The sequence below is a fragment of the Salipiger thiooxidans genome (genome assembly GCF_900102075.1).
Taxonomy (GTDB): Bacteria; Pseudomonadota; Alphaproteobacteria; order Rhodobacterales; family Rhodobacteraceae; genus Salipiger; species Salipiger thiooxidans.
In genome coordinates, this window is record NZ_FNAV01000016.1 from 1 (window position 1) to 24,927 (window position 24,927).

General features: G+C 61.6%; 22 protein-coding genes, 1 tRNA gene, 1 pseudogene and 1 other annotated feature. Of the genes and pseudogenes, 12 read left to right on the forward strand and 12 right to left on the reverse strand.

Annotated features, from left to right (window positions below):
• Window positions 1-659: 659 nt before the first annotated feature.
• The 5 genes from BLQ77_RS21185 to BLQ77_RS21205 all read right to left on the reverse strand — a co-directional run bounded on the left by BLQ77_RS21185 (window position 660) and on the right by BLQ77_RS21205 (window position 6,586).
• Complete coding sequence (locus tag BLQ77_RS21185) at window positions 660-1,913, reverse strand: pentapeptide repeat-containing protein (protein ID WP_089962725.1); 1,254 nt, start codon at window positions 1,911-1,913, stop codon at window positions 660-662.
• A 621-nt stretch (window positions 1,914-2,534) separates the two neighbouring features.
• Entirely contained in the window at window positions 2,535-3,392 is an 858-nt protein-coding gene (locus BLQ77_RS21190) for a universal stress protein (RefSeq protein WP_089962727.1), read from the reverse strand.
• A gap of 14 nt (window positions 3,393-3,406) precedes the next feature.
• Window positions 3,407-4,903, reverse strand: a complete 1,497-nt coding sequence (locus BLQ77_RS21195; protein WP_089962729.1) for a SulP family inorganic anion transporter — start codon at window positions 4,901-4,903, stop codon at window positions 3,407-3,409.
• A gap of 72 nt (window positions 4,904-4,975) precedes the next feature.
• Window positions 4,976-5,031 (reverse strand) — a sequence feature (sul1 is cis-regulatory element that is thought to sense ions involved in sulfur or methionine metabolism; They are found in Alphaproteobacteria).
• Window positions 5,032-5,401: 370 nt separating this feature from the next.
• Window positions 5,402-5,752, reverse strand: coding sequence for an EthD domain-containing protein (locus BLQ77_RS21200; RefSeq protein WP_089962730.1), 351 nt, complete (start codon window positions 5,750-5,752; stop codon window positions 5,402-5,404).
• 12 nt (window positions 5,753-5,764) lie between these two features.
• Window positions 5,765-6,586: an antibiotic biosynthesis monooxygenase gene (locus tag BLQ77_RS21205; protein WP_207545869.1), complete on the reverse strand. Its 822-nt coding sequence runs from the start codon at window positions 6,584-6,586 to the stop codon at window positions 5,765-5,767.
• Window positions 6,587-6,732: 146 nt separating this feature from the next.
• Here BLQ77_RS21205 and BLQ77_RS21210 point away from each other — a divergent pair, with 146 nt between their 5' ends.
• On the forward strand, window positions 6,733-7,449 hold the full coding sequence (locus BLQ77_RS21210) for an IclR family transcriptional regulator (protein WP_207545870.1): 717 nt from the start codon (window positions 6,733-6,735) through the stop codon (window positions 7,447-7,449).
• Window positions 7,450-7,858: 409 nt separating this feature from the next.
• On the opposite strand, the gene BLQ77_RS21215 is transcribed toward BLQ77_RS21210, so the two are convergent.
• From BLQ77_RS21215 to BLQ77_RS21225, 3 genes are read right to left on the reverse strand one after another with little or no spacing between them, the layout of a single operon-like run.
• The gene (locus BLQ77_RS21215; RefSeq protein WP_089962732.1) at window positions 7,859-8,632 is read right to left on the reverse strand and encodes a TIM barrel protein; all 774 of its coding nucleotides are present in this window, start codon (window positions 8,630-8,632) and stop codon (window positions 7,859-7,861) included.
• A 3-nt stretch (window positions 8,633-8,635) separates the two neighbouring features.
• Complete coding sequence (iolG, locus tag BLQ77_RS21220; RefSeq protein ID WP_089962733.1) at window positions 8,636-9,637, reverse strand: inositol 2-dehydrogenase; 1,002 nt, start codon at window positions 9,635-9,637, stop codon at window positions 8,636-8,638.
• Window positions 9,638-9,663: 26 nt separating this feature from the next.
• Window positions 9,664-10,779 (reverse strand): Gfo/Idh/MocA family protein, encoded by a 1,116-nt coding sequence (locus tag BLQ77_RS21225; RefSeq protein ID WP_089962735.1) that lies wholly within the window; start codon window positions 10,777-10,779, stop codon window positions 9,664-9,666.
• Between the two features lie 82 nt (window positions 10,780-10,861).
• Here BLQ77_RS21225 and BLQ77_RS21230 point away from each other — a divergent pair, with 82 nt between their 5' ends.
• From BLQ77_RS21230 to iolB, 9 genes and pseudogenes are all read left to right on the forward strand, one after another.
• Window positions 10,862-11,683 carry a MurR/RpiR family transcriptional regulator gene (locus tag BLQ77_RS21230; RefSeq protein WP_089962736.1) on the forward strand — a complete coding sequence of 274 codons (822 nt, stop codon included), beginning with the start codon at window positions 10,862-10,864 and terminating at the stop codon, window positions 11,681-11,683.
• Between the two features lie 143 nt (window positions 11,684-11,826).
• The gene (locus BLQ77_RS21235) at window positions 11,827-12,753 is read left to right on the forward strand and encodes a sugar ABC transporter substrate-binding protein (RefSeq protein ID WP_089962738.1); all 927 of its coding nucleotides are present in this window, start codon (window positions 11,827-11,829) and stop codon (window positions 12,751-12,753) included.
• 75 nt (window positions 12,754-12,828) lie between these two features.
• Window positions 12,829-13,935 (forward strand): ABC transporter permease, encoded by a 1,107-nt coding sequence (locus tag BLQ77_RS21240; protein WP_089962740.1) that lies wholly within the window; start codon window positions 12,829-12,831, stop codon window positions 13,933-13,935.
• A gap of 1 nt (window position 13,936) precedes the next feature.
• Window positions 13,937-14,758 carry an ATP-binding cassette domain-containing protein gene (locus BLQ77_RS21245; protein ID WP_089962741.1) on the forward strand — a complete coding sequence of 274 codons (822 nt, stop codon included), beginning with the start codon at window positions 13,937-13,939 and terminating at the stop codon, window positions 14,756-14,758.
• Window positions 14,758-16,671, forward strand: coding sequence for a bifunctional 5-dehydro-2-deoxygluconokinase/5-dehydro-2-deoxyphosphogluconate aldolase (locus tag BLQ77_RS21250; protein WP_089962743.1), 1,914 nt, complete (start codon window positions 14,758-14,760; stop codon window positions 16,669-16,671). Before BLQ77_RS21245 ends, BLQ77_RS21250 begins: the two co-directional genes overlap by 1 nt.
• Window positions 16,668-18,500, forward strand: a pseudogene (iolD, locus tag BLQ77_RS21255) (3D-(3,5/4)-trihydroxycyclohexane-1,2-dione acylhydrolase (decyclizing)). The gene BLQ77_RS21250 and the pseudogene iolD overlap by 4 nt, the downstream one beginning before the upstream one ends.
• A 103-nt stretch (window positions 18,501-18,603) precedes the next feature.
• On the forward strand, window positions 18,604-19,521 hold the full coding sequence (gene iolE / locus BLQ77_RS21260) for a myo-inosose-2 dehydratase (protein WP_089962745.1): 918 nt from the start codon (window positions 18,604-18,606) through the stop codon (window positions 19,519-19,521).
• A 12-nt stretch (window positions 19,522-19,533) separates the two neighbouring features.
• Window positions 19,534-19,764: a hypothetical protein gene (locus tag BLQ77_RS21265; RefSeq protein WP_089962746.1), complete on the forward strand. Its 231-nt coding sequence runs from the start codon at window positions 19,534-19,536 to the stop codon at window positions 19,762-19,764.
• A complete protein-coding gene (gene iolB / locus BLQ77_RS21270; protein ID WP_089962748.1) occupies window positions 19,761-20,570 on the forward strand; it encodes a 5-deoxy-glucuronate isomerase in 810 nt (269 codons plus the stop codon). The genes BLQ77_RS21265 and iolB overlap by 4 nt, the downstream gene beginning before the upstream one ends.
• Before the next feature lie 329 nt (window positions 20,571-20,899).
• Here the strand turns inward: iolB and BLQ77_RS21275 are convergent, their stop codons facing one another.
• The 3 genes from BLQ77_RS21275 to BLQ77_RS21280 form a co-directional block, all read right to left on the reverse strand.
• Window positions 20,900-21,700 (reverse strand): endonuclease/exonuclease/phosphatase family protein, encoded by an 801-nt coding sequence (locus tag BLQ77_RS21275; protein ID WP_089962750.1) that lies wholly within the window; start codon window positions 21,698-21,700, stop codon window positions 20,900-20,902.
• A gap of 423 nt (window positions 21,701-22,123) precedes the next feature.
• A complete protein-coding gene (locus BLQ77_RS28495; protein WP_131822044.1) occupies window positions 22,124-22,345 on the reverse strand; it encodes a hypothetical protein in 222 nt (73 codons plus the stop codon).
• Window positions 22,346-22,648: 303 nt separating this feature from the next.
• Window positions 22,649-23,071 (reverse strand): helix-turn-helix domain-containing protein, encoded by a 423-nt coding sequence (locus tag BLQ77_RS21280; RefSeq protein WP_089962751.1) that lies wholly within the window; start codon window positions 23,069-23,071, stop codon window positions 22,649-22,651.
• Window positions 23,072-23,450: 379 nt separating this feature from the next.
• On the opposite strand from BLQ77_RS21280, the gene BLQ77_RS21285 reads away from it, so the two are divergent.
• Together BLQ77_RS21285 and BLQ77_RS21290 are read left to right on the forward strand one after the other, a co-directional pair.
• Window positions 23,451-23,687, forward strand: coding sequence for a hypothetical protein (locus BLQ77_RS21285; RefSeq protein ID WP_089962752.1), 237 nt, complete (start codon window positions 23,451-23,453; stop codon window positions 23,685-23,687).
• 206 nt (window positions 23,688-23,893) lie between these two features.
• Window positions 23,894-24,799, forward strand: a complete 906-nt coding sequence (locus BLQ77_RS21290) for a tyrosine-type recombinase/integrase (protein WP_165617172.1) — start codon at window positions 23,894-23,896, stop codon at window positions 24,797-24,799.
• 39 nt (window positions 24,800-24,838) lie between these two features.
• Here BLQ77_RS21290 and BLQ77_RS21295 read toward each other — a convergent pair.
• Window positions 24,839-24,913: transfer RNA gene (locus BLQ77_RS21295), tRNA-Phe, on the reverse strand.
• Window positions 24,914-24,927 lie beyond the last annotated feature (14 nt).

Sequence of the window (24,927 nt, forward strand, 5' to 3'; positions counted from 1 at the left end):
CTGATCGAAAACGCTGACAAGCTTCGCATTTCCAATGAAAGTTGATCACCAAAGCCGCTGTTTGTCGTTCACGCAGCATAGGTCAATCCGGGCTCTCTACCGCCCTTCTCCGCAGTCTAAACGAAAGGCCGCGGTCGGGAAATGGGCCAAACTTTGCAAATTCCGTTTTCTGCGCTGAGCTGCCGTTCGACCAGGACGCAGCGAATGGCGGCTCGCCGCCCCTGGTGTCGATCGAGCGGGTTCCGGCCTTGGTTCTCGCTTGAATGGCCGCTTCCGCGGTGCGGCCGAGGTGCCTTCGCGACCGCGGCGAAAGTCCGGCATCCGCCCCTTGCGGCGGCCGACGAGAACGGCCCAGGCCTGCCGTTCAGTCTCTGGCCGAACGCCGCAGTGTAGCTTCACCAGACCGGCCATTCGTGCATCTTGCAGCATTTTCGTAAGATCAAGGTCGGCAGCGCGGACTTTGCGTCCCTCGCTGAACGTGTGTCTTCGGCCCCGGACAGAGCCGCCGTATTGGCCAGTGGCAGAAACGGTTGGATTTTGACACGAAATGAGCTGCGGAGAAAGGCCGAACTTTGGTTCATCTGCCGGGCACCGTTTAGCCGGTGAACATCGACTTTGGAGATCAAACAGCGGCCGAAATCTGTTTCAATATGGACATCCTATCGGTCTGTGCTGGAGAAATCTGCAATACGAACGAGTTCACAATCATTCCGCACAATCGAGAGACTTATTTCACTTCCGCCGACGTTGTCACTTGGAAGTGCGGTTCGCAGCCTTCCTCCGTAAGCGAAAGAATCCACTCCGCTTCCATAGAACCCAACGATCCTTAGAAGTTCCTCCTCTGCATTATCGACTTCGGACCCCGCCTTCACCTCCCTGGGTCCTCCAGAAAACTTGGCTGCGGCACGATGAACGGCTGATTGTACTGCAAGCGCATCTGCCAAATTTGATACACCAAATCCTTCGAGAATCGACGACATGGAGCCGTCCAACAGTTCGTTAATTACTTCTTCTGGACAAAGACGCGCTCTCAAGTCTGAATTTACATCAACGATCGGCGGTAAGTCCTTTCCAAACACTGCATCAGCGAGGTTCGGCTTGCCTTCAATTCCAGTAAAATCGGCTAGCCCAATATATGCCGTTGAGAAGTCAGAAAGATCCAAGGAGCTTTGGGAAAAATCGGCCTGCAACAAAAATGCGCCTTCGAAACTGCTGTTTATAAATGCCGCATTAGAGAAATTCGAATCGCTAAGAGATGCATTGGAAAAGGAGGACCCAATGAAGAAAGTTCTTGAAAAATCAACATCTCCAAAAGTTCCTGAAAAGTCGACCGCCCTTCCACCAGAATGCGAAAAAGATGTACCTTGAAGCAACGAATCGGCAAGGTTCGCTCCGCTTAAGTTAGCGGCTATGCGGGCATAATTCATAGTCGCCCCACGAAAGTTAACCTCTCTCAAGTCTGCAAGTTCCTTCCACGAGCCCAAACGTAACTCTTCAAGGTAAACAGGATAGCGGCAAGTAAGACCGTCCCGTCCTCCCTGAGTTTCGCAAGAAAGGTCCAGACCCACTAAGTTTATTTCGGCGCGATCAAGCGTTTCTAGAGCATCCGTTTTGCCGCTATTTCCAGGTGATTTTGCAGTTAGCAACTGCCACGCGCTAGTTATCGACTGCTCTGCACTGCTCTTTCTCGTTGCCTCTAGTCCTTCTAGGTTTGCAGTCAGATCCCTAACTGCGATTATTGTAGCTACAATCCCAAATGTCCATGCGGCAATCTTGGCGCAGACCACAGCTACTCTAATAGACTTCAAGTCTTCCAGTTTTTGAGCTTCATTCTTTTTCTTTAATGCGGACCTCTTTTGAAGTTGGCGAATATTAGGCCGAATCTTGGCTGGATGTTTCTTTATATACTTCATTACGGCCTTTCTTTCTCAGTCGAGCCGGATAGATCACACGAATCAGCCAGAAATCGACGCAAACACTCTGCCACGAGTCGCACGCCTAAACGGTCACTTCTGTGCCACTCGCAGTTTGAAGATAAATCAAAACGCTAGCTTGGCCAAAAGTATTGAGAAAAGCTTGGAGGTCGTGGGGCGTTTGCGCACCAATGGCGGGATAGATCGTTCGCCGCAGTTTGTTGAATGCGTCGGTTGGGCTCGTTCCCGACCTTCGCTGCGCAGCCGGGTCAAGCGCCTAGTCGCCCATCGGGCGGCCGTCGCTCCCGGCCCATTGCCGACCTTGGGACTTGTTTACCACGCCGCGGCGCAGCTTCACCGAAGCGGTCGTTCGTGCGTCGCGCAGCATTTTCCGACATCCAGGGTCCGCTGAGCGGGACCTTTCCGACCTTCGCTGCACTTGCACCAATGTCCGGTCTGAAGAACCGTTCAACAAAAGGAAGTTTTTGACCGGCCTATGCGGGTGTATCAAATTTTCGCTTCGAGCGGCTGGCATTCCGGCAACCAACATTCCCTTGGACTGAACGGTATCCATGCAGGAACCCGCGGCCTGCGCCGGAGCATAGCCGCAGGATGATATGGCTACCGGTAAAGCAGGACCGGAATGTTCGCCGTCTGGATCATGGTAGTGGTCGTGGAGCCGATAATCAGCTGGCGGATGCGACTGTGACCGTAGGCGCCCATGACCAGAAGATCGAAACCTTCGGCTTTGACCAAGTCGTTCAGCACATCGCCCGGTTCACCCGTCGCCGTGCGTGCCACGGCCGTAATGCTGGCGTGCTGCAAATTTGCGACCGCTTCAGCGGCCGCGGCTATTGCTTTCGCATTACCACCGTCCTGACCGATGCAAAGGACTGTGACGTCAAGGTCTGCAAAGATGGCGCTGCCGGACATACGCTCGATCGCGATCTTCGCGCTGGCGCTGCCGTCGTAGGCCACCAGAACCTTCTGGATCGCCCCGTAGGTGCGGGACGCGACGAACACCGGCACCTTGGACGCGCGGATGATCCGCTCGAGGTTCGATCCAAGGTGAGCAGATGCAAATCCATGACCTTCGCCGCGCTTGCCGATGGTGATGGCGCGGATGTCCGGCTGCAGTTCCTGAACGGCTTCCAGCAAGTCGCCCTTGCGCAGCCGTCTCTCGACATGCGGCACGCCGTCCTTGTCCAAGATGGCTTTGGCATCCTCGAGGATGGCATGGCCCTTTGCCTGGACCAGTTTCGCGCGCTGTTCGTCCAGGGATGACAGTTCGGCAAGCAGGGCGCTGCGTGCCCCGAGCCGCAGCGATCCTGACAGGTCCGTCGGCGCGGCCCCTTCGCGTCGGCCCAGCACATGCATTGCAACGATTCCTGCATTCAGCTTCTGCGCGATCCAGGCTGTATGGTGACAGACGCTTTCGGAGTATTCCGACCCGTCCAGGAGTGCGAGTATCTTATCCATGTCAGTTTCCTCCCTCAGTGACTCATCAATTTGTCCATCGCCCCGGGCTTGTCATGGATGGCAAGCTTGTCGACGATGGTTTCCGATGCCTCGTTCATGCCGATGACCTCGACCTCCGCGCCTTCGCGACGGAACTTCAGGATCGCCATGTCCAGCGCCTGAACCGAACTGATGTCCCAGATATGCGCACGGCTGACGTCGATCACGACCCGGTCGGGGGCCTCACGGAAATCCAAGGCATTGGTAAAGTCCTCGGCCGAGCCGTAGAACAGCTGCCCTTCCATCACGTAAGTGCGGGTGCGGCTATCGTCGGACAATGTCGAGGAGATGCGGAACAGCTGAGCGATCTTGGCGGCAAAGAAGATGCCCGACAGCAGCACGCCCACCAGAACGCCGATGGCGAGGTTGTGGGTGTAGACGACCGTGACGACGGTCGAGAGCATGACGACGCTGGACGACCGGGGATGCACCCGAAGTGCCTTGATCGACGACCAGGAAAACGTGCCGATCGACACCATAATCATGATCGCGACCAAAGCCGGCATCGGAATCCGTCCCACCAGATCGCCGAGACCGACAACGAGGATCAGAAGCACGGCCCCGGCGGTAAAGCACGACAGCCGCCCGCGCCCGCCCGATTTGACGTTGATGATCGACTGGCCGATCATCGCGCAGCCCGCCATGCCACCAATGAAGCCGGTCGCAGTGTTGGCGATACCCTGACCGATACACTCTTGGTCGCGGCTGGATTTCGTATCCGTCAGATCGTCGACGATGTTCTGCGTCATCAGGCTTTCCAGCAGCCCGACGACGGCCACGGCCAGCGCGTAGGGCAGGATGGTGAGGAATGTCTCGACGTTCAGCGGAATTTGCGGGATCAGGAACACCGGCAATGTGTCCGGCATGGCTCCCATGTCACCGACCGTCCGCACGCCATCCCACCCCATCACCGTAACAAGTATGGTGAGCACGATGATCGTCACCAGCGGCGACGGCACGGCGGTCGTCAGGCGCGGCAGCAGGTAGATGATTGCCAGCCCCAGCGCCACCAGCGCAAAGGTCAGATAAGTCACGCCGGGATTGGCAAGGTTCAGTTCCGGCAGCTGTGCCATGAAGATCAGGATCGCCAGCGCGTTCAGGAAGCCTGTCATGACCGATTTCGAGACGTAGCGCATGAAGCGTCCCAGCTTCAGAAAGCCGGCTCCGATCTGGATCAAGCCCGCCAGCACCGTGGCCGCCAGCAGGTATTCCAGTCCGTGATCCCGAACGAGGGTGATCATCAACACAGCCGTGGCAGCCGTAGCCGCCGAGATCATCCCGGGCCGGCCGCCGACGAAGGCAATCAGGACTGCAATCGAGAACGAGGCGTAGAGCCCGACCTTGGGGTCGACGCCTGCGATGATGGAAAAGGCGATCGCCTCGGGGATCAGCGCCAGTGCGACGACGATGCCCGCAAGCACATCGCCGCGGATGTTGCCAAACCATTGTTGGCGGTAGTCAGTAAGTGTCATTGAAATTCCATGACCCTGCATCGACACATCCAGCGCAGGACGGTTCGGCAATGATATTCAGGGTTCATCAAAAATGATCTGGCGGATCAGCGGCCAGAAGAGCCACCCGGGCTCTCACCGGGTCCTTACGCTTGGGTGTCCCTTACCCAGAAGGCCTGCAAAAGATCAACCGTTGCCGCACCCAGCTTGTCTAAATCGCCGAAATTTCTTTGTCTTTGCCAAGGAAGCCGACATTCGCTGCACAACAGAAAGTAAGCACTACGGGCTCGGAGCAGACATGCGGCGGTGCCGCGAGCCCCACGGCCTCCTCGGCCAGCCGGGTCGTCGCTGACGGCCCAGACCGGCCATTCAGTCACTGGCCGATCGCTGCGGTGCACGTTCACCAGACCGGCCATTCATCCATCGCGCAGCATCTTCGGAGAATGAAGGTCGGGAGGGCGGAAGAAGCAGACCTTGATGCCCGATGCATTGAGGTGCGCAACGTCCGGTGTTTCGATATTACTTCCTGTCTTCGATGATTTCCGTCTGTTCGCCCACGAGGATCAGGGTGGTGTCGTGGTCGAGAAACGTCTTCTCATCGGGGAAGACCTTGTTCTGGTAGGTGTCCGATCCGAGCACGGCACGCATGCCTTCGGTGCTGTCGAACCAGATCTCGGCAGTGCCGTCGAACTCGGCTTGGGGGACCGGGAAGTCGCCCTCCGCCGGGTGGGTCTGGATGTAGCGCAGCACGTGCGTCTCTGCCTCGGGGATCGAGCGGAATAGTGGACCGTGTGTCTCGCGGTGGTGGCGCACGAATTCATCGTGGTCTATCTCGGGGTTGCGCTTCAGTAGCATTGTCATTTTGATCATGGGATCTCTCCTTCAGGGGTGCGGGGTCCAGCGGATCGTTGGCGCGTCCGCGGGCATGTCGATGCCGCCGGGATAGGTCAGAAGCTCGATCAACATGCCCCAGGGCGCGTGGCCGTAGATGCCAGCATTGCCGTCCTGGTCATCGTTGTTGGCGAGCGGGTGGGGGCCCTTGAGGAGCTTGCCACCGGCCTCCGTGAAGGCAGCGCAGGCGGCGTCGATATTATCCACGTAGAGGCCGATATGGGTCAGGCCCTTGTCTTGCAGACGGGCGGGATCGGCTTGGTCACCGTCTTCCATCCTGAAGAGTTCAAGGCAGGGCCCGTTGCCGATCCTGAGAAGTCGCATGTGGACGATTCGTGTGCCGGGGCTCAGTCCCAGCTCTGCCTCCGGCCCTTTGCCGGACATATCCGGCCCATCCTCAGGCAGGACGTCGTAGAGCGTCACCGCGCCGAACGCCTTGGCAAAAAAGCGCGTCGCATCCTGGATATCGGGCACTGTCAGGCCGGCATGGTCGATGCCAAGGATTCCGGGCGCGGCAGGCCGATCAGCGGCAACGCCCGCAAGGTCCGTGACCTGAGATCCGCCGCCCGTCGCGACGTCTTCCAGGGAGGCATTGAACTGCTTCGTATGGGGCTTTTCCAAATGCGCCTCGAAGGCCGCGTCGTCTCGGTATTCCTCCAGCATCAACATCGCGCCACCCTCCTCGCCAAAAACCTCGAAACGTATGTTTCCTGGCTCTGCACGGACATTGCGAGCCAGGTCCTCCACGAGTGTTCTGAGTTGCGCGTCCCGCCCGGCTTTGGGGGTGGCGCGGGCCATCATCGTGCGTGTCATGGTCGTCTCCGTCATCGTCGCCGCGCTGCGGCATTCAGGATATGAACGGATCGCTCAGACTGGCGTTCCGAGATTTCCATGAAAGCCGTTGAAAATTCGAAGGATTGGCGGCATTTTTCACTACTGCTGAAATTTCAAGGAACTCAATGGTTCAGTCCGTCGCCCGCGCCACCGATATTCTCGACTCGATCGCCCATGCGGGGGGTGCCGCACATCTGAACGACATCGCCGCCGCCACGGGTCTGAAGACGACCACGGCGCACAACATTCTGAAGGCGTTGCAGACGGCGGGCTACGTGCGCCGCCGCGCCGGCGACACGCGCTACCATCTCGGCGACAGGATTTTGAACCTCGCCCGCGTCGCGGGCGACGACGACGCCCTTCGCCATAGCCTGCGCCCCGCGCTGGAGGCCATGGCCACTGAAACCTCCGAGACCGTTTTCCTCGCCGTGCCCTCGGGTGATGAGGTCTACTTTCTCGACGCGATCGAAAGCACGCGCGCTCTGAAGGCGGCGAGCCAGCGCGGACACCGCGAACCCATGGCGGGCTCCGCCATCGGCCTTCTGTTCCTTGCCTTCATCCCCGCGCTACGCAGACGGATGTTTGATACACACGCCGACCGGATCGGCCCCGGCATCGCGGCCGAGATCGAGGCGATCGCCGAACGCGGCTATGCCCTCGACCGGGAGAACTGGATGCCCGGCCTCAACTGCATCGCAATACCTTGGCGCGACGAGGGCGAGATCCGCGCGGGCTTCGGTCTGGCTGGTCCCAGCAGCCGTCTAACTGCATCGCGACTGAAAGAGATGGCCGAGCTCATGCAGAAGATCGCGTCCGAGACCGACGGTCGTTATGAGGGATGAGATCACAGAATGTCGCAGAAGCCCTCAAGCCGGACCTGCGGCGACGCAGCGGGTCGTCCGCTTGGCAGGCATTGTCGGCCGTCGGTCCCGGCCTAAGGCTGCCCTAAAAGAAAGCGGAAATGCTGCGGCGCGGTATCCGGGAAGGTGGACGTCTGTGATGTATTGCTTGGGCCTTCCCCGCAGCTAAGAAAGGATTTCCTACGGGGCGTGAAGTTCGTGCATTCGCTCCGCAAACATGAAGCGCGTGATTCGGCGCTCTGACTGCGCTTGATCGAATTGTGGATGTGCTGTCCTTGGTAGTGCTGCGCTCCCGCCTCGGAAAAGCAAGCTAAAGACTATTCCACAAGGCACGGGTTGGCGGGATTTATCGCAGATGGTCCTGCATTCGTGCTCAAGCTTCAGCCCCCCTTCATCCCCCGAAGGCTTCACGGAATGCAGTGAGTGCGGCCACGTCTTTTCCGGATGCAAACGCCTCCATGCCGACCGGCCCGTCATACCCCATCTCGGTAAGGGCTTTGGCGATAACCGAGTAATTGATCTCGCCCGTGCCGGGCTCGCAACGACCGGGCACATCGGCGACCTGGATCTCGCCAATCCAAGGCAGAGAGGCGCGGCAGAGCTCGATCAGGTTCCCCTCGCCGATCTGCGCATGGTAGAGGTCGAGGTTCAGGCGCAGTTGCGGCCGATCGACCGCGGCGACCAGGGCAAGCGTCTCCTCGGCCCGTGCGAAAGGAACGCCGGCGTGATCCACGGGCAGATTCAAATTCTCGAGCGTGAAGGTCACGCCCAGTTCTTCGCCGAGATCGCAGATGCGGTGCAGCGTGTCGCGAGCCTTCACCCATTTCAGCGGGGTCGCGACCTCGGCCAACTTCGGCCGGCCGCCGTCGCCAAGGCCGGTTCCATGGAGGTTCAGCCGGGCCACGCCGAGGCGCTTGCCGACCTCAGCCGCCTCGCGGGCGGAGGCCAGCAGCATGTCAGCGCCCTCGTCGTCGGCGAGCCGGCCTTCGAGATAACCGTTCATGATCGAGAACGTCGCGCCGGACGCCTCGAGCTTGGCGAGGTCGTGGTCGACCCAGTTCCATAGCCCGACCTCGAAGCCCATCTCGTCAAGCCGGGCGCAGCGCCATTCGATGGGGCGGTCGCGCCACAGCATCTCCGCGCAGGCGGCCAGGGTGAATGCCATCGTTCAGGCCCCTGTCATGTCGGCCGTCACGGCCACGGGTCGACCCTCGGCGAGCGAGCGGTCCGCCGCTTCGGCGAGGGCAAGCGCGTTGACGCCGTCCTGCACGCCGGCGGGCACCGGCGCGCCCTCGATCACGGCGTCGACGAAGGCCGACCATTCGATGGCATATGCGCGCATGTAGCGCTCGAGGAAGAAGAACACCGGCTTGGCCGAGACGACGCCCGCAGCGGTGGACTTCACCACGGTGTTCTCGATCTCGTTCTCGGCGGCGAGCGTTCCGTCCGCGCCGAGCACCTCGACGCGCTGGTCGTAGCCGTAAGGCGCCTGCCGCGAATTGCGGATGGTCGCGATCCGCCCGTCGGCATAGGTCAGCACGACGACGGCGGTATCGATATCGCCCGCGGCGCCGATCTCCGGATTGATCAGGCATGACCCGTGCGCCATCACCGTGTCCGGCATGCCGAAGAGGAAGGAACACATGTCGAAGTCATGGATCATCATGTCGCGGAAGAGCCCGCCCGACACTTCGATGTAGCTGACGGGCGGCGGGGCCGGATCGTAGGACGTCACCGACAGCATCGCCGGTTTGCCGATCTCACCTCCTTCCAGCGCGCCCTTCACTTGGGCGAAGTTCGGGTCGAAGCGGCGGTTGAAGCCCATCATGATCGGCTTGTCGTGATCCTCGGCGATCTTGCGGATCTCGAGCGCGCGCGCGAGGTCGAGATCGATGGGCTTCTCGCAGAACACGGCCTTTCCGGCCATCACGCCGGCGGAAATCAGGTCGGCATGCGTGTTGGTCGAGGACGCGATGAGGATCGCGTCGATCGACGCGTCCCTAAGGATGTCATCCGCGCTTCGTGCGGCGATCCCGTGCTCCTTCGCCAAGGCCTCTGCGGCCTCGGTCATCACGTCGGTGACGGCGACAAGCTCGGATCGCGGGTCCATCTTGATCGAGGCGGCGTGCACCTTGCCGATACGGCCGGCGCCGAAGATTGCGACTTTCATGGGGTATGACCTTTCCGGATGAGGCGTCAGAGAGACACGCGCCGGCCTTCGCGGGCCGAGGTGTCGATGGCGTGGATGACCTGCTCGAACACGAGCGCGTCGGTGAAGTCGGGATAGGCTGACGTGCCGGTGGCGATCGCGCGCAGGAAGGCGGCGGCCTCGATGGTCTTGAGATTGCCGAACCCGAGCTGATGCCCCGGCGCCGGACAGAACGCGCCGTAGGGCGGGTGATCGGGGCCTGTCAGGATCGTGCGGAAACCTTGCTCGGCCTTGGGGCCTTCGTTCACGTAAAGGCACAGTTCGTTCAGCCGCTCCTGGCTGAAGGTGATCATGCCGCGCGTGCCATGCACTTCCCAGTCGAGCTTGTTCTTGCGGCCCCATGCCGTGCGTGAGGTGCAAAGCGTGCCCTGCGCCCCTGAGGCGTAGCGCACCAGTGCGGAGGCCGTGTCCTCGTTCTCGACGGTGCCGCGGCCAGGCCCATCGGGCAGGGGGCGCGTCGCGTGGGCGATCTGGGTGTCGGCCAGAACGCTTTCGAGGGGACCCATCAGGAGATGCGACATCGACACGAGGTGGCAACCGAGATCGCCGAGCGCGCCGAGGCCCGCCTCGGCCCGGGTCGCGCGCCATGTCCAGGCGAGCTCGGGATCGGCCTGGTAGTCCTCGTCGACCCAGCCGCGGAAATGCACCGGGCGCCCGATCCTCCCGTCCGCGATCAGCCTCCGGGCGTGGGCGACCGCCGGGTTGTGAATGTAATTGTAGCCGACCATCGTGGAGACGCCGGCCTCGCGGGCGGCGTCCGCCATTTCCTCGGCGTCCTCGAGGGTCAGCGCCAGCGGTTTCTCGCAATGCACGTTTTTCCCGGCGGCGATGGCGGCGAGGGCCATCTCGCGATGCAGCCCGTTCGGTGTGGTGATACAGACGACATCCACTTCCGGATCAGCGACGAGCGCAGTCCAGTCGTCGGACGCGCGGGCAAATCCGAACTGCGAGGACATCGCCTCGGCGCGGCCCAAGGGCATGTCACACAGCACGGAGAGGCGGGCTTCTGGCACGTCCGCCATGACCGCTCGTGCCGCGCGATAGGCCAGGGCGTGCGCCTTGCCCATGAAGCCGGTTCCAATCAGGCCAATACCGATCGCCATGATTCTCCTCCCATAATGGAATTTTCATTCCATATCTTGTGATGAGCGGTTAGAGTGAAGCTGTCAAGACAGGAGCCGAGGGATGACCTACATCGAGAGCCAGGGCGCGACCGCGCCGACGAGCGTGACGGAGTTGCTGGAGCGGCTCGATGCCGAGACCGAGAAGCTTCCCAAGCGGTTGAGGCAATGCGCGACGTTCACCCGTGGGCACCTGCATCTCATCGCGGTGTCGACCGTGGCCGAAATGGCAGAGGCTTCCGGTGTCGCAGCCTCGGCCTACATGCGGTTCTGCCAGGCCCTGGGGTTCAGGGGTTACTCCGAAATGCAGGCGCTGTTCCGCACGCAATTCACGGAATTTCGCCCCGGCTACGAGGCCCGGCTCGCGGCAGTGGATGCGGGGGGCGAGGGCATCGGCCGGCTCTTGGTCGACTTCGCGGAGTCCGGGCATAAGTCACTTCTTTCACTTGCAAATACCGTGACGAGCGGCACTTTGGAGTCAACCGCGCAGGGCTTGTCGCGGGCGCGGATTATTCACCTCGTCGGGTTGCGCCGCGCCTTCGCGGTGGCGAGTTCAATGTCGTATCTGTTCGGGAAAATGGGCGTCGCATCGGTGTTGCACGGTGGCAGCGGGCTTCTCGATGGGAGTGCCGTGATTCAACCTGGAGATGCCGTCTTTGCGATCACCTACGCGCCGTTTTCCCCCGAGACCTTATCCCTCGCCTCGGAGGCGGCGGAGCGGGGCGTGCCCGTATTCGGGTTGACCGACACGGTGGAGTGTCCGCTGGCGGATTTTGCGCAGGAGCTTCTCGTCGCGCGAGAGGACGAGGTTGGCGCGCTGCGGGCGCTGAACGCCTCGATCACCCTGACCACCACACTTGCCGTCGCGGTAGGCGCCCTGCGCTAAAATCGTTGACTTGCGGTGCCGATTCGGCATTTATGGAATATATGTTCCAAAAGGGCGTGATGCCGCGGGGCATGTGGAATTCGGCTCAGCCGGATGTCGCCGGGACGGGAGGTCCCGGCCGGAACGGTCAAAGGGGAGGACTCATGACCAAATTCACTTACACCGCCGCGCTTGTTGCCGGCATGACCGTCGCAGCGCCCGCGCTGGCACAGGACATACTCGTGGTGGTTCACGGGCAGGCCAACGACCCGTTCTGGTCTGTGGTCAAGAACGGCGTCGATAAGGCGGCCGAGGACACCGGCGCGAACGTCGAGTTCCGCTCGCCCGAGACTTTCGACATGGTCCAGATGAGCCAGCTCATCGACGCCGCCGTGAACCAGGAGCCGGACGGGCTCGTGGTCTCGATCCCCGACGCGGATGCGCTCGGGCCGTCGATCGAGCGCGCGGTCCAAGCCGGCATTCCGGTCATCTCCATGAATTCGGGCTCCGACGTTTCCAAGGAACTTGGCGCTCTACTGCATGTCGGTCAGGACGAGTTCACCGCGGGCCGTGAAGCCGGGCTGAAGCTGGCCGAAATGGGTGGCCAAGTGGGCATCTGCGTCAATCAGGAGGTCGGCAACGTCGCGCTCGACCAGCGCTGCGAAGGCTTCGCCGAGGGCTTCGGCGGCGAGGTCGAGGTCATCCCGACCCGCAACGATCCCGCCGAAGTGCAATCCAAGGTGCAGGCCGCGCTGGAGTCGAACCCGGACGTCGACACTGTGATGGGTCTTGGCGCTTCGCTGGTTGGCGAGCCGGCCGTCGCAGCGGTGGAAGCTGTGGGCCGGACCGGAGAGGTTAACGTCGCCACGTTCGATCTGTCGGCGGGCTTCCTCGAGTCAGTCGCCGAGGGTAATGCGGCGTTCGCCATCGACCAGCAGCAATTCCTGCAAGGCTATCTGCCGGTCGTCTTCCTGGCGCTCAACGCCAATTACGGCCTCGTCCCTGGCGGCAACGTGCCCTCGGGTCCGAACCTGATCACGCAGGACAAGGCGGCCCAGGTCGTCGAGCTGTCGGCGCAAGGCATCCGCTGACCCGATCCGCAAGCGCGGATCACGAGGGGCGTGCGCCCACGCGGCGCGGCCCCGATTTTCAAACGGGAGGAAATCATGGCGGACACGCCTCAGATAGTGCTGGACGAACGGCTGAAGAAGGAAGGTATCGGCGCGCGCCTCATCAAGCGCCCTGAGCTTGGCGCCATCGCCGGCGTGGTTCTCGTGACGCTGTTTTTTCTGATCACGGCCGACGGCGCGATGTTCACGCTGTCCGGCATCATGAACTTCATGACCCCCGCTGCCCAGCTCGGCATCCTGGCGATCGGCGCGGCGATGCTGATGATCGGCGGCGAATTCGACCTCTCGATCGGATCGATGGTGGCCTTCGCTGGGCTTATCTTCGGGGCCTGCACGGTCACGCTCGGCCTGCCGCTCATCCTCGCAATCCCGCTGACGCTTGCGGTCGCGGCGGGGATCGGCGCGGTCAATGGCGCCATTGTGCTGAAAACGGGGCTGCCGTCCTTCATCGTGACGCTCGCATTCCTGTTTATCCTGCGCGGCGCTTCTCTGGTGGGTCTGAAGCTCGCTTCGGGCGGATCGACCCAGCTACGCGGCGTGCGGGATGCGGTCGAGGGGGACTGGCTGGCACCGTTCTTCTCGGGAGACGCCCTCGGTCCGATCTTTGCGTGGCTCGCCCAGGCGGGGATAGTCGAGACCTTCAACAATGGAGCACCCAAGGTCCCCGGCATTCCGGTCGAAATCCTCTGGTTCATCCTGCTGGCGCTGATCGCGACCTACGTCCTTCTGCGAACCCCGCAGGGCAACTGGATCTTCGCTTCGGGCGGTGACCGCAACGCGGCCTCCAACTCGGGTGTGCCGGTGCGGAGCGTCAAGATCTCGCTCTTCATGTTCGCGGCAATCTGCGGCGCGCTGGTGGCGATCATTACAGTGATGGACTCGGGGTCAACCGACGCGCGCCGGGGCTTCATGAAGGAATTCGAGGCGATCATCGCCGCGGTGATCGGGGGGTGCCTTCTGACCGGCGGCTACGGCTCCGCGATCGGCGCCTTCTTCGGTGCGATCATCTTCGGGATGGTCACCATCGGGCTGACCTACACCAACTTCGACCAGGACTGGTTCCAGGTGTTCCTCGGGGGCATGCTCCTGATCGCGGTCCTCTTCAACAACTACATCCGCAAGCGCGTGACAGGGGAGCGGTGAGATGGACCAGGAAACCAAGTTCCACCACGGCGCGCCCGCCGCGGACGCCAAGCCGATTATCGAGATGCGCGACATCGAGAAGCACTTCGGCAACATCATCGCCCTGGCGGGCGTGAGCTTCGATGTCCGTCCCGGCGAGTGCCACTGTCTTCTCGGGGACAACGGCGCCGGAAAGTCGACCTTCATCAAGACCATGTCGGGCGTTCATAAGCCGACCAAGGGCACCATCACCATTGACGGAAAGCCGATGGACTTCTCGAGTCCGCGTGACGCCATGGAGGCCGGCATCGCAACCGTGTTCCAGGATCTCGCGATGATCCCGCTGATGTCGGTCACGCGCAACTTCTTCATGGGGCGCGAGCCGGTGATCGGATCGGGACCGTTCAAGCGGATGGATATCCAGACGATGAACGAAGCCGCGGTCGAGGAGATGCGCAAGATGGGTATCAACCTGCGCGGTCCCGATCAGGCTGTTGGCACCCTCTCCGGCGGGGAGCGCCAAACCGTAGCCATTGCCCGGGCGGTTTATTTCGGGGCGCGGGTGCTGATCCTCGACGAACCGACCTCCGCGCTCGGGGTGCGCCAGACCTCGAATGTCCTTGCCACGATCGACCGAGTCCGTAAGCAGGGCGTGGGCGTCGTGTTCATCAGTCACAACGTCCGGCACGCCCTTGCCGTGGGCGACCGCTTCACTGTGCTCAATCGAGGCAAGACGCTCGGCACGGCGACGCGCGGAGAGATCACCCCCGAAGAGTTGCAGGACATGATGGCCGGCGGCCAGGAAATGGCGCAGCTTGAAGGCTCGCTCGAGGGCACGGTCTGATGGTCAAGGATCTCGATCTCATCACGATCGGTCGCTCGTCCGTGGACCTCTACGGGGCGCAGGTGGGTGGCCGGCTCGAGGACATGCGGACCTTCGAGAAGTATCTCGGGGGTTCGCCCACCAACATGGCAGCTGGAACCGCGCGGCTCGGATTGAAATCGGCGCTTCTGACCCGCGTTGGCGACGAGCACATGGGGCGCTTTATCCGTGAGGAGCTGGCGCGCGAGGGCGTCGACACCACGGGCGTCATCACCGATCCTGAGCGCCTGACCGCGCTGGTGCTTCTGGGTATTCGGGATCAGGAAAGCTTCCCACTAATATTCTACCGGGAGAACTGCGCCGATATGGCGCTGTCGGTCGAGGACGTCGCCGAAGACTTCATCTCCCGCGCCCGGGCTGTCGTCGCGACCGGGACCCACTTATCGCATCCGCGCACGGAAGCGGCGGTGCTGAAGGCACTCGAGATCGCGCGATCTTCGGGCGCGCAGACCGCCCTTGATATCGACTACCGGCCAAACCTCTGGGGTGTTGCCGGTCATGGCGACGGCGAAAGCCGGTTCGTCGCTTCCGAAAAGGTCACGACAAAGCTGCAATCGACGCTTCACCTCTTCGACCTGATCGTGGGCACCGAGGAGGAGTTCCATATCGCCGGCGGGACGACCGACACGGTCGCGGCCCTTCGTGCCGTGCGTAAGGTCTCTGCCGCAACGCTGGTCTGCAAGCGCGGTGCGGCCGGAGCTGTCGCCTTCGAGGGCGGCATCCCGGACAGCCTCGACGAAGGCCAAGCGGGTCCGGGCTTTCCGATTGAGGTTTTCAACGTGCTCGGGGCCGGTGACGGCTTCATGTCCGGGCTGCTGAAAGGCTGGCTCGATGGCGAGGCTTGGCCGCGCGCGCTCGAATACGCCAATGCCTGCGGGGCCTTCGCGGTCTCGCGGCACGGCTGCACACCGGCCTATCCCTCCCTGACGGAGCTGAATTTCTTTCTCGAGAGGGGCGTGCGCGAGCCGGCCCTTCGCAAGGATGCCGCACTTGAACAGGTGCACTGGTCGACCAATCGCAAGGGGGACTGGAGCACGATGCGCGTCTTTGCCTTCGATCATCGAATGCAGATGGAAGAACTCCCCGGCGCGTCACCCGAGCGGATCGGCCGCTTCAAGGAGTTGTGCCTCGACGCCTGTCTCGACGTGGCAGACGGGCGGCTCGGATACGGCCTCCTCTGCGACGGACGGCTCGGCCGCGAGGCGCTTTACCGCGCCGCGGGGCAACGGCTCTGGATCGGGCGCCCGGTCGAATGGCCGGGATCGCGTCCGCTCACGCTCGAGCCTGAGCTTGGCCCCGATTTCGGGGGGCTGTCGGAATGGCCCTCCGACCATGTGGTCAAGTGTCTGTGCTTCTATCATCCTGACGACGATGCAGAAACGCGCGCGTCGCAAGAGGACACCGTCAGGCGGCTCTTCCACGCGGCCCGACGCAACCGGTTGGAATTCCTTCTTGAAGTTATCCCGTCGAAGGTGGCGGAGGCGAGCGCTGACACCACTGCCCGTGTGATCGAGCGTTTCTACGAAATCGGTGTCTACCCTGACTGGTGGAAACTGGAGCCGATGCGCAGCGACGCCGCTTGGCGCGCGGCCTGCGCGGCGATCGAGAGGCACGATCGCCACACGCGTGGCATCGTCGTGCTGGGGCTCGCCGCTGATGAGGCGGCGCTCGCCGAAAGTTTCCGTATCGCGGCGCGCTTTCCGTTAGTGAAGGGCTTTGCCGTCGGGCGCACGATATTCGGTGCCCCGGCCGAGGCCTGGATGAGCGGCGAGATGAGCGACGCCGAGGCGGTGCGGAAGATGAGCGACACATACGCGCGGCTTTGCCGGACCTGGGACGAGGCGCGCGGCATTGAACGGGAGGATGCGGCATGAGTGTTATCCGACTGACGGCCGCACAGGCGATGGTCAAGTATCTCGCCGCGCAGATGACGGAAGACGGCGAGCCTTTCCTTTCAGGGATCTGGGCGATCTTCGGCCACGGCAACGTCGCGGGCATCGGCGAGGCGCTCTACGCCGAGCGCGAGACCTTCCGGACCTATCGCGGCCACAACGAGCAGACTATGGCGCATGCAGCCATTGCCTATGCCAAACAGTCCAAACGACGCCGCGCGATGGCCGTAACGTCTTCGATCGGGCCGGGCGCCACAAATATGGTGACCGCCGCGGCGCTGGCGCATGTGAACCGGCTCCCGCTATTGCTGATCCCGGGCGACGTGTTCGCCAATCGTGGGCCTGACCCGGTGCTCCAGCAAGTCGAGGATTGGGGTGACGGCACGGTTTCAGTCAACGACTGTTTTCGACCAGTGACGCGTTAATACGACCGGATAGCGCGGCCGGAGCAGCTGCTCACCGCGCTGCCACGTGCCTTCCGGGTGATGACCGATCCGGCCGAATGCGGGCCCGTCTGCCTATCGTTCTGCCAGGACGTCCAGGCCGAGGCGCATGATTGGCCGGAAAGCTTCTTTGCGCCGCGGGTGTGGCGCCTGCGCCGTCCGCATCCGGACCCGGCCGAGATCGCCGCGGTGTCGGAGATGCTGAAAAAGGCTAAACGGCCAGTAATCGTTGCGGGTGGCGGCATTCACTATTCGGACGCGTGCGATGCCCTTGCATCCTTCGCCGAGGCGCATCGAATTCCCGTTGTCGAGAGTCAGGCTGGCAAGTCGGCCCTGGCCTGGGATCATCCGCTAAATTTCGGGCCGGTCGGAGTCACTGGGGCCTCATCAGCCAACATCATCTGCGCGGAAGCGGACCTCGTCCTCGGCGTCGGAACCCGCTTCCAGGATTTCACCACTGGATCGTGGAGCCTTTTCGAGAACCCCGCGCGCCGGCTCGTGTCGCTGAACGTGGCGGCTTACGACGCGATGAAACACGGGGCAGAACCGCTCTGCTGCGATGCCCGTGTCGGGCTCGAGGTCCTCTCCGCGGCGCTCGGAGATCATGCGGTTGTGGCGCCGGACCCCGGTCTCAAGGCCGACTGGTTCGGCGCGGTCGACCCGCTCACCGCTGCTCCGGAGGATGAGGGCAATGCACTCCCAACCGATCAGCAGGTTATCGGCGCCGTGCAGCGGGCCTCGGGGGACGATACCGTCGTCATGTGCGCCGCCGGCACCATGCCGGGCGAGTTGCACAAGCTCTGGAAAGCCCCGCGCCCGGGCGCCTACCACATGGAATACGGCTATTCCTGCATGGGTTACGAGGTGGCGGGCGCGATGGGGATCAAGATGGCCCAGCCGGATCGCGATGTGATCTGCATGGTCGGCGATGGCTCCTACATGATGGCCAATTCCGAGCTCGCGACGGCTGCCATGCTCGGCATCGATTTGACCGTCGTGATCCTCGACAATCGAGGTTACGGCTGCATCAACCGGCTCCAGATCGGCACCGGCGGCGCGGAGTTCAACAACCTCCTCGACCTCTCGCATCATGTGAACCCGTCGAACATCGACTTCGCCGCGCACGCGGCCTCGATGGGTGCCGGCGCCGTGCGCGTGTCCTCAATCGCTGAGCTTGAAACCGCCCTGGCGCGCCGCCGCGACACCGCCGGGCCGTTCGTCATCGTGATCGACACCGACCCGTATCCGTCGACGCCCGACGGGGGTCACTGGTGGGACGTCGCCGTCCCCGAGGTTTCGACCCGCGAAGAGGTGCGAGACAAGCGCCGCGCCTACGAGGCGCAGGTCCGGGCGCGCGCGCTCAACTGATGCGGCCGCGCCCGCGCGCCCCGCATGCACCCTCCCTTGCATGCGGGGCGCAGTCCCTTATCCCCATACCGCGCGCCACGCGCCCAACTGCGAGGACCCGTTCATGAGCGTCCAGATCGGCATTTCCCCTATCGCCTGGCAGAACGACGACCTGCCGGACCTAACCGCCAACTACACAATGGAGCAGGCGCTGAGTGAAGCGCGCCAGATCGGCTACACTGGCGCCGAACGCGGCCGCCGGATGCCCGCCGACACGACCGGGCTGAAACGCTTCCTCGGGTCCCACGACATGGCGCTCTGCGGCGGGTGGTGCTCGGGCAATCTTCTGGTCAATGACATCGAGACCGAGAAATCCGTGATTGCCGAACAAGTCGCACAGTTCGCGGCGCTGGGAGCGCCATGCATTGTTTACGCCGAATGCTCTAACACCGTGCAGGGCGATCGGAGCACGCCGGTGAATGCCCGCCCGCGGCTAACACGCGACGAGCTCATGGCCTACGGTGCCAAGCTATCGGAGATTGCAAAATGGACGGCGGGCGAAGGCCTGCCGCTGGCCTACCACCACCACATGGGCGCGATTGTTGAACACCCGGACGAGATCGACTGGCTGATGGAGGGCTCCAGCCCCGAGGTTACGCTCCTTTACGATACCGGCCACCTGGTCTTTGGCGGTGGCGATCCGCTTGCCACGCTCGATCGCTGGGGCGACAGGGTTCACCATGTGCACTACAAGGACGTGCGTGCGGATGTTGTGGCGCGGGCCCGGGACCAGGATTGGTCGTTCCTCGACGCTGTGATCGCCGGTGCCTTCTCCGTCCCAGGCGATGCCGAAGGCTCGATCGATTTCGCCGCAGTGACCGACCGTCTCGCGAAGATGGGTTACAGCGGCTGGATCGTGGTCGAAGCCGAACAGGACCCGGCCAAGGTCGCACCCTACGACGCATCCAAGCTGGGCTACGACACGATCCGGGGCCTCTGCGCGCGAGCGGGCCTTGAGGTCAAAGATCGCGTGTCGGCGTAGCAGGGCTGAGCCGTGTTCGATCTGCAAAGTCCATGGCTCGCGCCGCTCTGGCGGCGCATCGCCATTACCGTCGTGGCAATCGGGTGGGCGCTCGTGGAGCTGTCTTCCGGCGCACACTTCTGGGCGGCGCTGTTCGGCGCTGCGGGCCTATGGTGCGCCTACCAGTTCTTCGTGGTCTGGGACGCCGAGATCGTCGCCGCCCGCGCGGCCAAGCAAAACGAAACCGAGGACGACCAGAAATGACATCTCCCCTGCACCGCAAACCCTTCGGCACCCATGGAGAAGTGCACCGCATCACACCTGAGAGCGCCGGCTGGCGCTATGTCGGCTTCGCCCTGCACCGGCTGCGCGCCGGCGACCGGGTGGCCGAGACCACCGGCGACCGCGAGGTCATTCTGGTGATGGTCGAGGGCAAGGCGGCGCTCACCGGCGCCGGCAACGACTGGGGCGTGCTCGGCGAGCGCATGAATGTCTTCGAAAAGATCCCGCCGCACTGCCTCTACCTGCCGAACGGTAGCGACTGGGAGGCGGTGGCCGAGACCGACTGCACCATCGCGGTGTGCTCGGCGCCGGGCCAGGGCGGCCACGTAGCCCGCCGGATCGGCCCGGACGGCATTACCCTGACCGAGCGCGGGAAAGGCACCAACACCCGCCACATCAACAATATCGCCATGGAGCACGAGGACTATTGCGACAGCCTCCTCGTGACCGAGGTGTTCACGCCGGCTGGCCATTGGTCGTCTTACCCCTCGCACCGCCACGACGAGGACGACTTCCCGCGCATCACTTACCTCGAGGAGACCTACTATCACCGCCTGAACCCCGCCTCGGGCTTCGGTATCCAGAGGGTCTATACCGACGACGGAGCGCTCGACGATACGATGGCGGTTGTTGACGGCGACGTGGTGCTGGTGCCGCGCGGACACCACCCCTGCGGCGCGCCCTACGGGTTCGAGATGTATTACCTCAATGTCATGGCCGGCCCGCTCCGTAAATGGCGCTTCGTGCCCGCGCCGGAGGTCGAGTGGATCATGGAGCGTGATAGCTGAATGCTCGCGGTGTCGTGTCAGCAGGCTGCCAAGCTAATTGGACTTGGCAATTCCATCCGCGACATAGACTTATATGAGTTCTAAACGTCGGCTGTTGGAAGAACCCTGAGTCCCGCGTTTGTTTGCAGCGAATGACGGCATTTCGCCCGGACGGTCCGCCGCGTAGCGACCGGCCCCGAGTTGTCGTGCGCCGACGCGTTCGACGCTGCGCCGCAGCGACATCAGAACGGACATTGACGCAAGTTTTTACGTGTTCGAAGGCCGCGCGGCAGCAACGCGGACTTCCATGACATTCCACATATTTGAGAGAAAGACCGTTTTTGCAAAAGCTACACTTCGAGGATGATCGGACAGTGGTCCGAGACTTCGGGGTCGTAGATGACTTCAAAACCCGTCACGGCATCTTGAGTGTTGATCAGCATGTAGTCGGCGAAGCGCCCCGGCTTTCGGTAGTGTGAGTTGCGGGTGCCCGAGAACCCGAGGGTCGTCACGAGTTCGGTCATTCCGGCATCGGCAAGGATCGAGAGCGTCTCGCTGTCCGGCTCGACGTTGAAGTCGCCGCAGATCACAATCAAGTCGCCGGGCTCCGACAGTTGGCTCGAGAGATCGCGCAGCCGATGAGCTTGTTCAACACGCTCGGGCGTGTCCATCTTTCCAGCCAAGTCTCGCAGCCCGTGCATGTGCGTGACGCTCAAGGCGCGGTCCGCGTCGTAGTCCCACACGCGCACCCCATGGGCGCTTCGAGAGCGCGGGTGATCGCCGAAGCGGAGGGGAGAGTAATCCTTGTGAACGAAGCCCTGGACCTGTCCGATGATCGGGAAAGAGCGATGAACGAAGGTCGCCAAACCCCACTGCGATGGGATCGACACGTCGCCGTCCCAGAGGACGCCTTGCGCCGCAGGACAGAAGATAGCAGCGTGGTCCGGCAGCGCCGATGCGACGTCGCGAAACAGGTTCGAGCGTTGGGGCAGGACGTGATCGCCGTCGCGATAGGTTAGCCAGTCCTTTTCGGACGAAGGCCTGTGGATGACCTCCTGAAGGCACAGGATATCGGGCGCGGTCGCGGTCAGATAGGGCAGCATCACTTCGTGGAGCTTGCCTCCCCAACCGTTCAAACACATGATTTTCATGGCCGATCGCCCTCCTTGATGCTGACATTGGTTAAGATGGCAGCGAGGTGCAAGTCGGGCTTTGCGCAGACCTGCGGGGCGTCGTCCCGGTTCCACTTTTGTTAGGAGCGGCAATGTCGGCTCCCGCGTTGGCGAGGATCGAATTCGCTCATGCGGCGAAGGTCCGGAGTCCGCCCTTCGTGTCGATGCCAGGCTCGCATGGTGGCTCAGAGGGGCTGGGACCATTCATACGGCGTTTGATGCTCGAATTGACTGTACCTGACCGAAGCTTTGTTGAGCCTCACACAATAATCGCTCCCAATGTAGCAGAGCCGCACAAGGTCGGTTGCCTGTGTCTATTTGAAAATGAGTTAAGTCGCCAAACAGAGCGAACCGCGGCTCGGGGCAACCGCACCACGCTTGGAGCGTGCAGAGTGAAGTCCCCTAGCTGTTCTCCGCCCACTGTTCATCCATGAAAGCTTTTAATTCCGCTTCACTAAGTGTCGCCTCAGTGGTTATCGCTCGCGCACATTCCTGCACTGATGCAATGCGCCCCATCAGGTTGTCTGGCTGGCTGTCTGACTGGTCATCGGTTTGTGTCGGCTTCGGCACTTGTTTCACCGCCTTCATGATCCGGCGACGCTGCTCTGGTGTGCGGGTTTCCATCGCCGCTTGCGCTAAGCGTCTAGCAGGCGTGAGAAGGCCCACGCCGCTAGCATCGCTCCAAAGGATATCGGAACCAGGAAAATGGTGGCTCCCAATAGGGAAATCTGTATCGTCCCGACCCAACTAAGCCGGGTCACATCTACATCGAAGATTTGGAGATGTAGAAAGCCGGCGAGGTAAAAAGCGCAGACCGTGAATGTCGCTGTTGCTGTCTTTTGAAGTGCGGCATGATGGCGCCGCCTCACTCGCTCCAACGTTGCCATGCGCGTTTGCTGCCATTTTTTGCTCGGCCTTTCCATCGTGCTACTCCCTCAACAATTCAATCCATGTGTGGACGGCGTCCATTTCGATCTCTTTTCCGTCGAGGAGCGACCGATACCAGCGCGCAACGATGGCCCCGCGTTTTTCGCTTTTGATCCGGATGCCCTGTTCCGTAAGGAACAGGTCCAGCGAGGTTTCAAACTCTTCGAGAGCGTCAATGTCATGTTCGACGCGGGCCGCTTTGGTGCCGAGGAGTATCCAGTTCACATCCGATCCGAATTTTTCATGGATCTTGACCAGGGCCTCGATCGGCAGTCCACGTTCGCCCTTTTCATAGCTGTGGTATGCCCGCAGAGAGACGCCGATTTCCTTGGCTAGGTCCGTTTGCGAAAGCCCGAGGTCACTGCGTGTGATCGCGAGCCTGGCTCCGACCCCAACAAACAAATCAGATGTTTCTCGCGCCATAAAGCAGTTTCCGATTGACGTTTGCGCTATATCTAGCAAATATGCACAAAATGACACATTTACACTTCTTATGGCATCAGAACATGCCAGTTTGTGCGAAGCAAGAGATTACCTTCAACTACATGCCGAGGAGGCGACTTTGGAACAAGAGCGTTTGCTTTCACCCAAGCAGCTTGGCGAGATCGTCGGGCTAAGCCCTGCGCAAATTCGCGCACTTATGAACGCTGGGAAGTTGGAGTTCGTTGAGGTGTCTTCGAAGACGAAGCTCTTGACCATGAGCGGTTGGGAGCGGTTCCGGCGTAGAGCGACCAAAGTCAAAGTGCCTGAGCCTGACTGTTCGGGCGCGGCTTCTGATGCGGATTGACGGGGTATACACGAAATGGCCACGACCAATCTCAACATCAGCGTGATAGACAAGCGTATGCTTCGTCAATCTGAGGCAGCGATTTATGCGGGGTTGCCTGTCAAGCACTTCAAGGCAACTTGTCCGGTGCGTCCGGTGGAGCTCAAACAAGGAACGCTCCTCTATGATCGAAGGGACATCGACCAATGGATCGACCAAGTCAAATCCGGTACTGAAGCTGATACGCACGAAAAAATCTTAGGGCGCCTGTAATGACGGTTGTCCGTGTTCGGGGGTTCAAGATTTTCCGGGATCGTCATGGGCAGATGCGCTGTTATCATCGAGAAACCGGGCGCAAAGTCGATCTGCGGAAGGCCCCATTGGGGTCCGCCGAATTTTTCGGAGAATGCGCCCGAATTGCAGCTCATGCAGAAGCTTTAAGAGAGAAGGCACCGCAGCCCGGAACGCTGGATGCACTCATGACCTCCTACTTTGCAGAAGATCACTTCCTGAGATTGTCGGACGCAAGCAAGCGAGAGTATCGGATGTGTGCCGATGTGCTCGAGCCCATCAGGGATACCCCGGTGTCAGCCATAGACACACCGTTGCTTGCCGCCATCCACGATAAGCTCGCGAAAAAGCATAGTTGGGACAAGGCGAACCGCGTGCGCAACTTCCTCATCCAGGTGTTCAAATTTTGCATCCCAAAGGGATTGATATCGAAGAATTTCGCCGAAGACGTTATCAAGAAGCCCCGACCAAAGGACGCTCCAGAGGCATATAGGACATGGGCATTCGAAGAGGTGCAAACCGTCCTCGATGCAGCGTCGCCTCAGCTAAGAGCCGCTTTGGCTACGATCTTTTGCACCGGGCAGGATCCGACCGATGCCTTGGAGTTTCGCAAAGATCAGGTGGACGATGGCGTGATTTGGAAAGGCCGCAATAAAACCAATGTCGGTGCGGCAATCCCGATCAGCAACGTCCTCATATCAGAACTGGCGAGGGTGCCTGCGCATGATGCGCCCACACTTCTCGCCAGCTCGAAAGGTACGCCTTGGACCTACGATGGTTTCGCCAGCGCTTGGCAGCGGCTTCGTACAAAGCTCGAACAGGATGGAAGGGCCGCGCCAGGCCTAACTCCGAAGGGGCTGCGGCACACGATGGCGACATGGCTTAGGGAGGCAGGGCAGGACGAACGTGAAATTTCTGATCTGCTGGCTCAGGACTCGAAGGTCATGGGGCTGCATTATTCCAAGAATGCCGCGTTGGCCCGCAAGAACCGGAAGACAATGCAGGTCTGGGAAGAGGAGTACGAACGACGCGCCATGAAGGCGAAAGTGTCAAACCCGCAGAAGAAACTGGCAAACCCTGACGAGCGGAACTAATCGCATGACCAAAAGCAGCTTATTTTTCAGGTATTTAAATGGTGCCCGGGGGCGGAATCGAACCACCGACACGAGGATTTTCAATCCACTGCTCTACCCCTGAGCTACCCGGGCACTGGGTGAAGGGC

Bases quoted from the DNA above. Each gene is read 5' to 3' on its own strand.
- BLQ77_RS21210 (WP_207545870.1), top strand. From the start codon at position 6,733: ATGGTTCAGTCCGTCGCCCGCGCCACCGATATTCTCGACTCGATCGCC.
- BLQ77_RS21250 (WP_089962743.1), top strand. From the start codon at position 14,758: ATGGTCAAGGATCTCGATCTCATCACGATCGGTCGCTCGTCCGTGGAC.
- BLQ77_RS21185 (WP_089962725.1), bottom strand. From the start codon at position 1,913: ATGAAGTATATAAAGAAACATCCAGCCAAGATTCGGCCTAATATTCGC.
- BLQ77_RS21235 (WP_089962738.1), top strand. From the start codon at position 11,827: ATGACCAAATTCACTTACACCGCCGCGCTTGTTGCCGGCATGACCGTC.
- iolB (WP_089962748.1), top strand. From the start codon at position 19,761: ATGACATCTCCCCTGCACCGCAAACCCTTCGGCACCCATGGAGAAGTG.
- BLQ77_RS21225 (WP_089962735.1), bottom strand. From the start codon at position 10,779: ATGGCGATCGGTATTGGCCTGATTGGAACCGGCTTCATGGGCAAGGCG.
- BLQ77_RS21275 (WP_089962750.1), bottom strand. From the start codon at position 21,700: ATGAAAATCATGTGTTTGAACGGTTGGGGAGGCAAGCTCCACGAAGTG.
- BLQ77_RS21200 (WP_089962730.1), bottom strand. From the start codon at position 5,752: ATGATCAAAATGACAATGCTACTGAAGCGCAACCCCGAGATAGACCAC.
- BLQ77_RS28495 (WP_131822044.1), bottom strand. From the start codon at position 22,345: ATGGAAACCCGCACACCAGAGCAGCGTCGCCGGATCATGAAGGCGGTG.
- BLQ77_RS21190 (WP_089962727.1), bottom strand. From the start codon at position 3,392: ATGGATAAGATACTCGCACTCCTGGACGGGTCGGAATACTCCGAAAGC.
- BLQ77_RS21280 (WP_089962751.1), bottom strand. From the start codon at position 23,071: ATGGCGCGAGAAACATCTGATTTGTTTGTTGGGGTCGGAGCCAGGCTC.
- BLQ77_RS21290 (WP_165617172.1), top strand. From the start codon at position 23,894: ATGACCTCCTACTTTGCAGAAGATCACTTCCTGAGATTGTCGGACGCA.
- BLQ77_RS21245 (WP_089962741.1), top strand. From the start codon at position 13,937: ATGGACCAGGAAACCAAGTTCCACCACGGCGCGCCCGCCGCGGACGCC.
- BLQ77_RS21195 (WP_089962729.1), bottom strand. From the start codon at position 4,903: ATGACACTTACTGACTACCGCCAACAATGGTTTGGCAACATCCGCGGC.
- BLQ77_RS21215 (WP_089962732.1), bottom strand. From the start codon at position 8,632: ATGGCATTCACCCTGGCCGCCTGCGCGGAGATGCTGTGGCGCGACCGC.
- iolE (WP_089962745.1), top strand. From the start codon at position 18,604: ATGAGCGTCCAGATCGGCATTTCCCCTATCGCCTGGCAGAACGACGAC.
- BLQ77_RS21205 (WP_207545869.1), bottom strand. From the start codon at position 6,586: ATGACACGCACGATGATGGCCCGCGCCACCCCCAAAGCCGGGCGGGAC.
- BLQ77_RS21285 (WP_089962752.1), top strand. From the start codon at position 23,451: ATGGCCACGACCAATCTCAACATCAGCGTGATAGACAAGCGTATGCTT.
- BLQ77_RS21240 (WP_089962740.1), top strand. From the start codon at position 12,829: ATGGCGGACACGCCTCAGATAGTGCTGGACGAACGGCTGAAGAAGGAA.
- BLQ77_RS21230 (WP_089962736.1), top strand. From the start codon at position 10,862: ATGACCTACATCGAGAGCCAGGGCGCGACCGCGCCGACGAGCGTGACG.
- iolG (WP_089962733.1), bottom strand. From the start codon at position 9,637: ATGAAAGTCGCAATCTTCGGCGCCGGCCGTATCGGCAAGGTGCACGCC.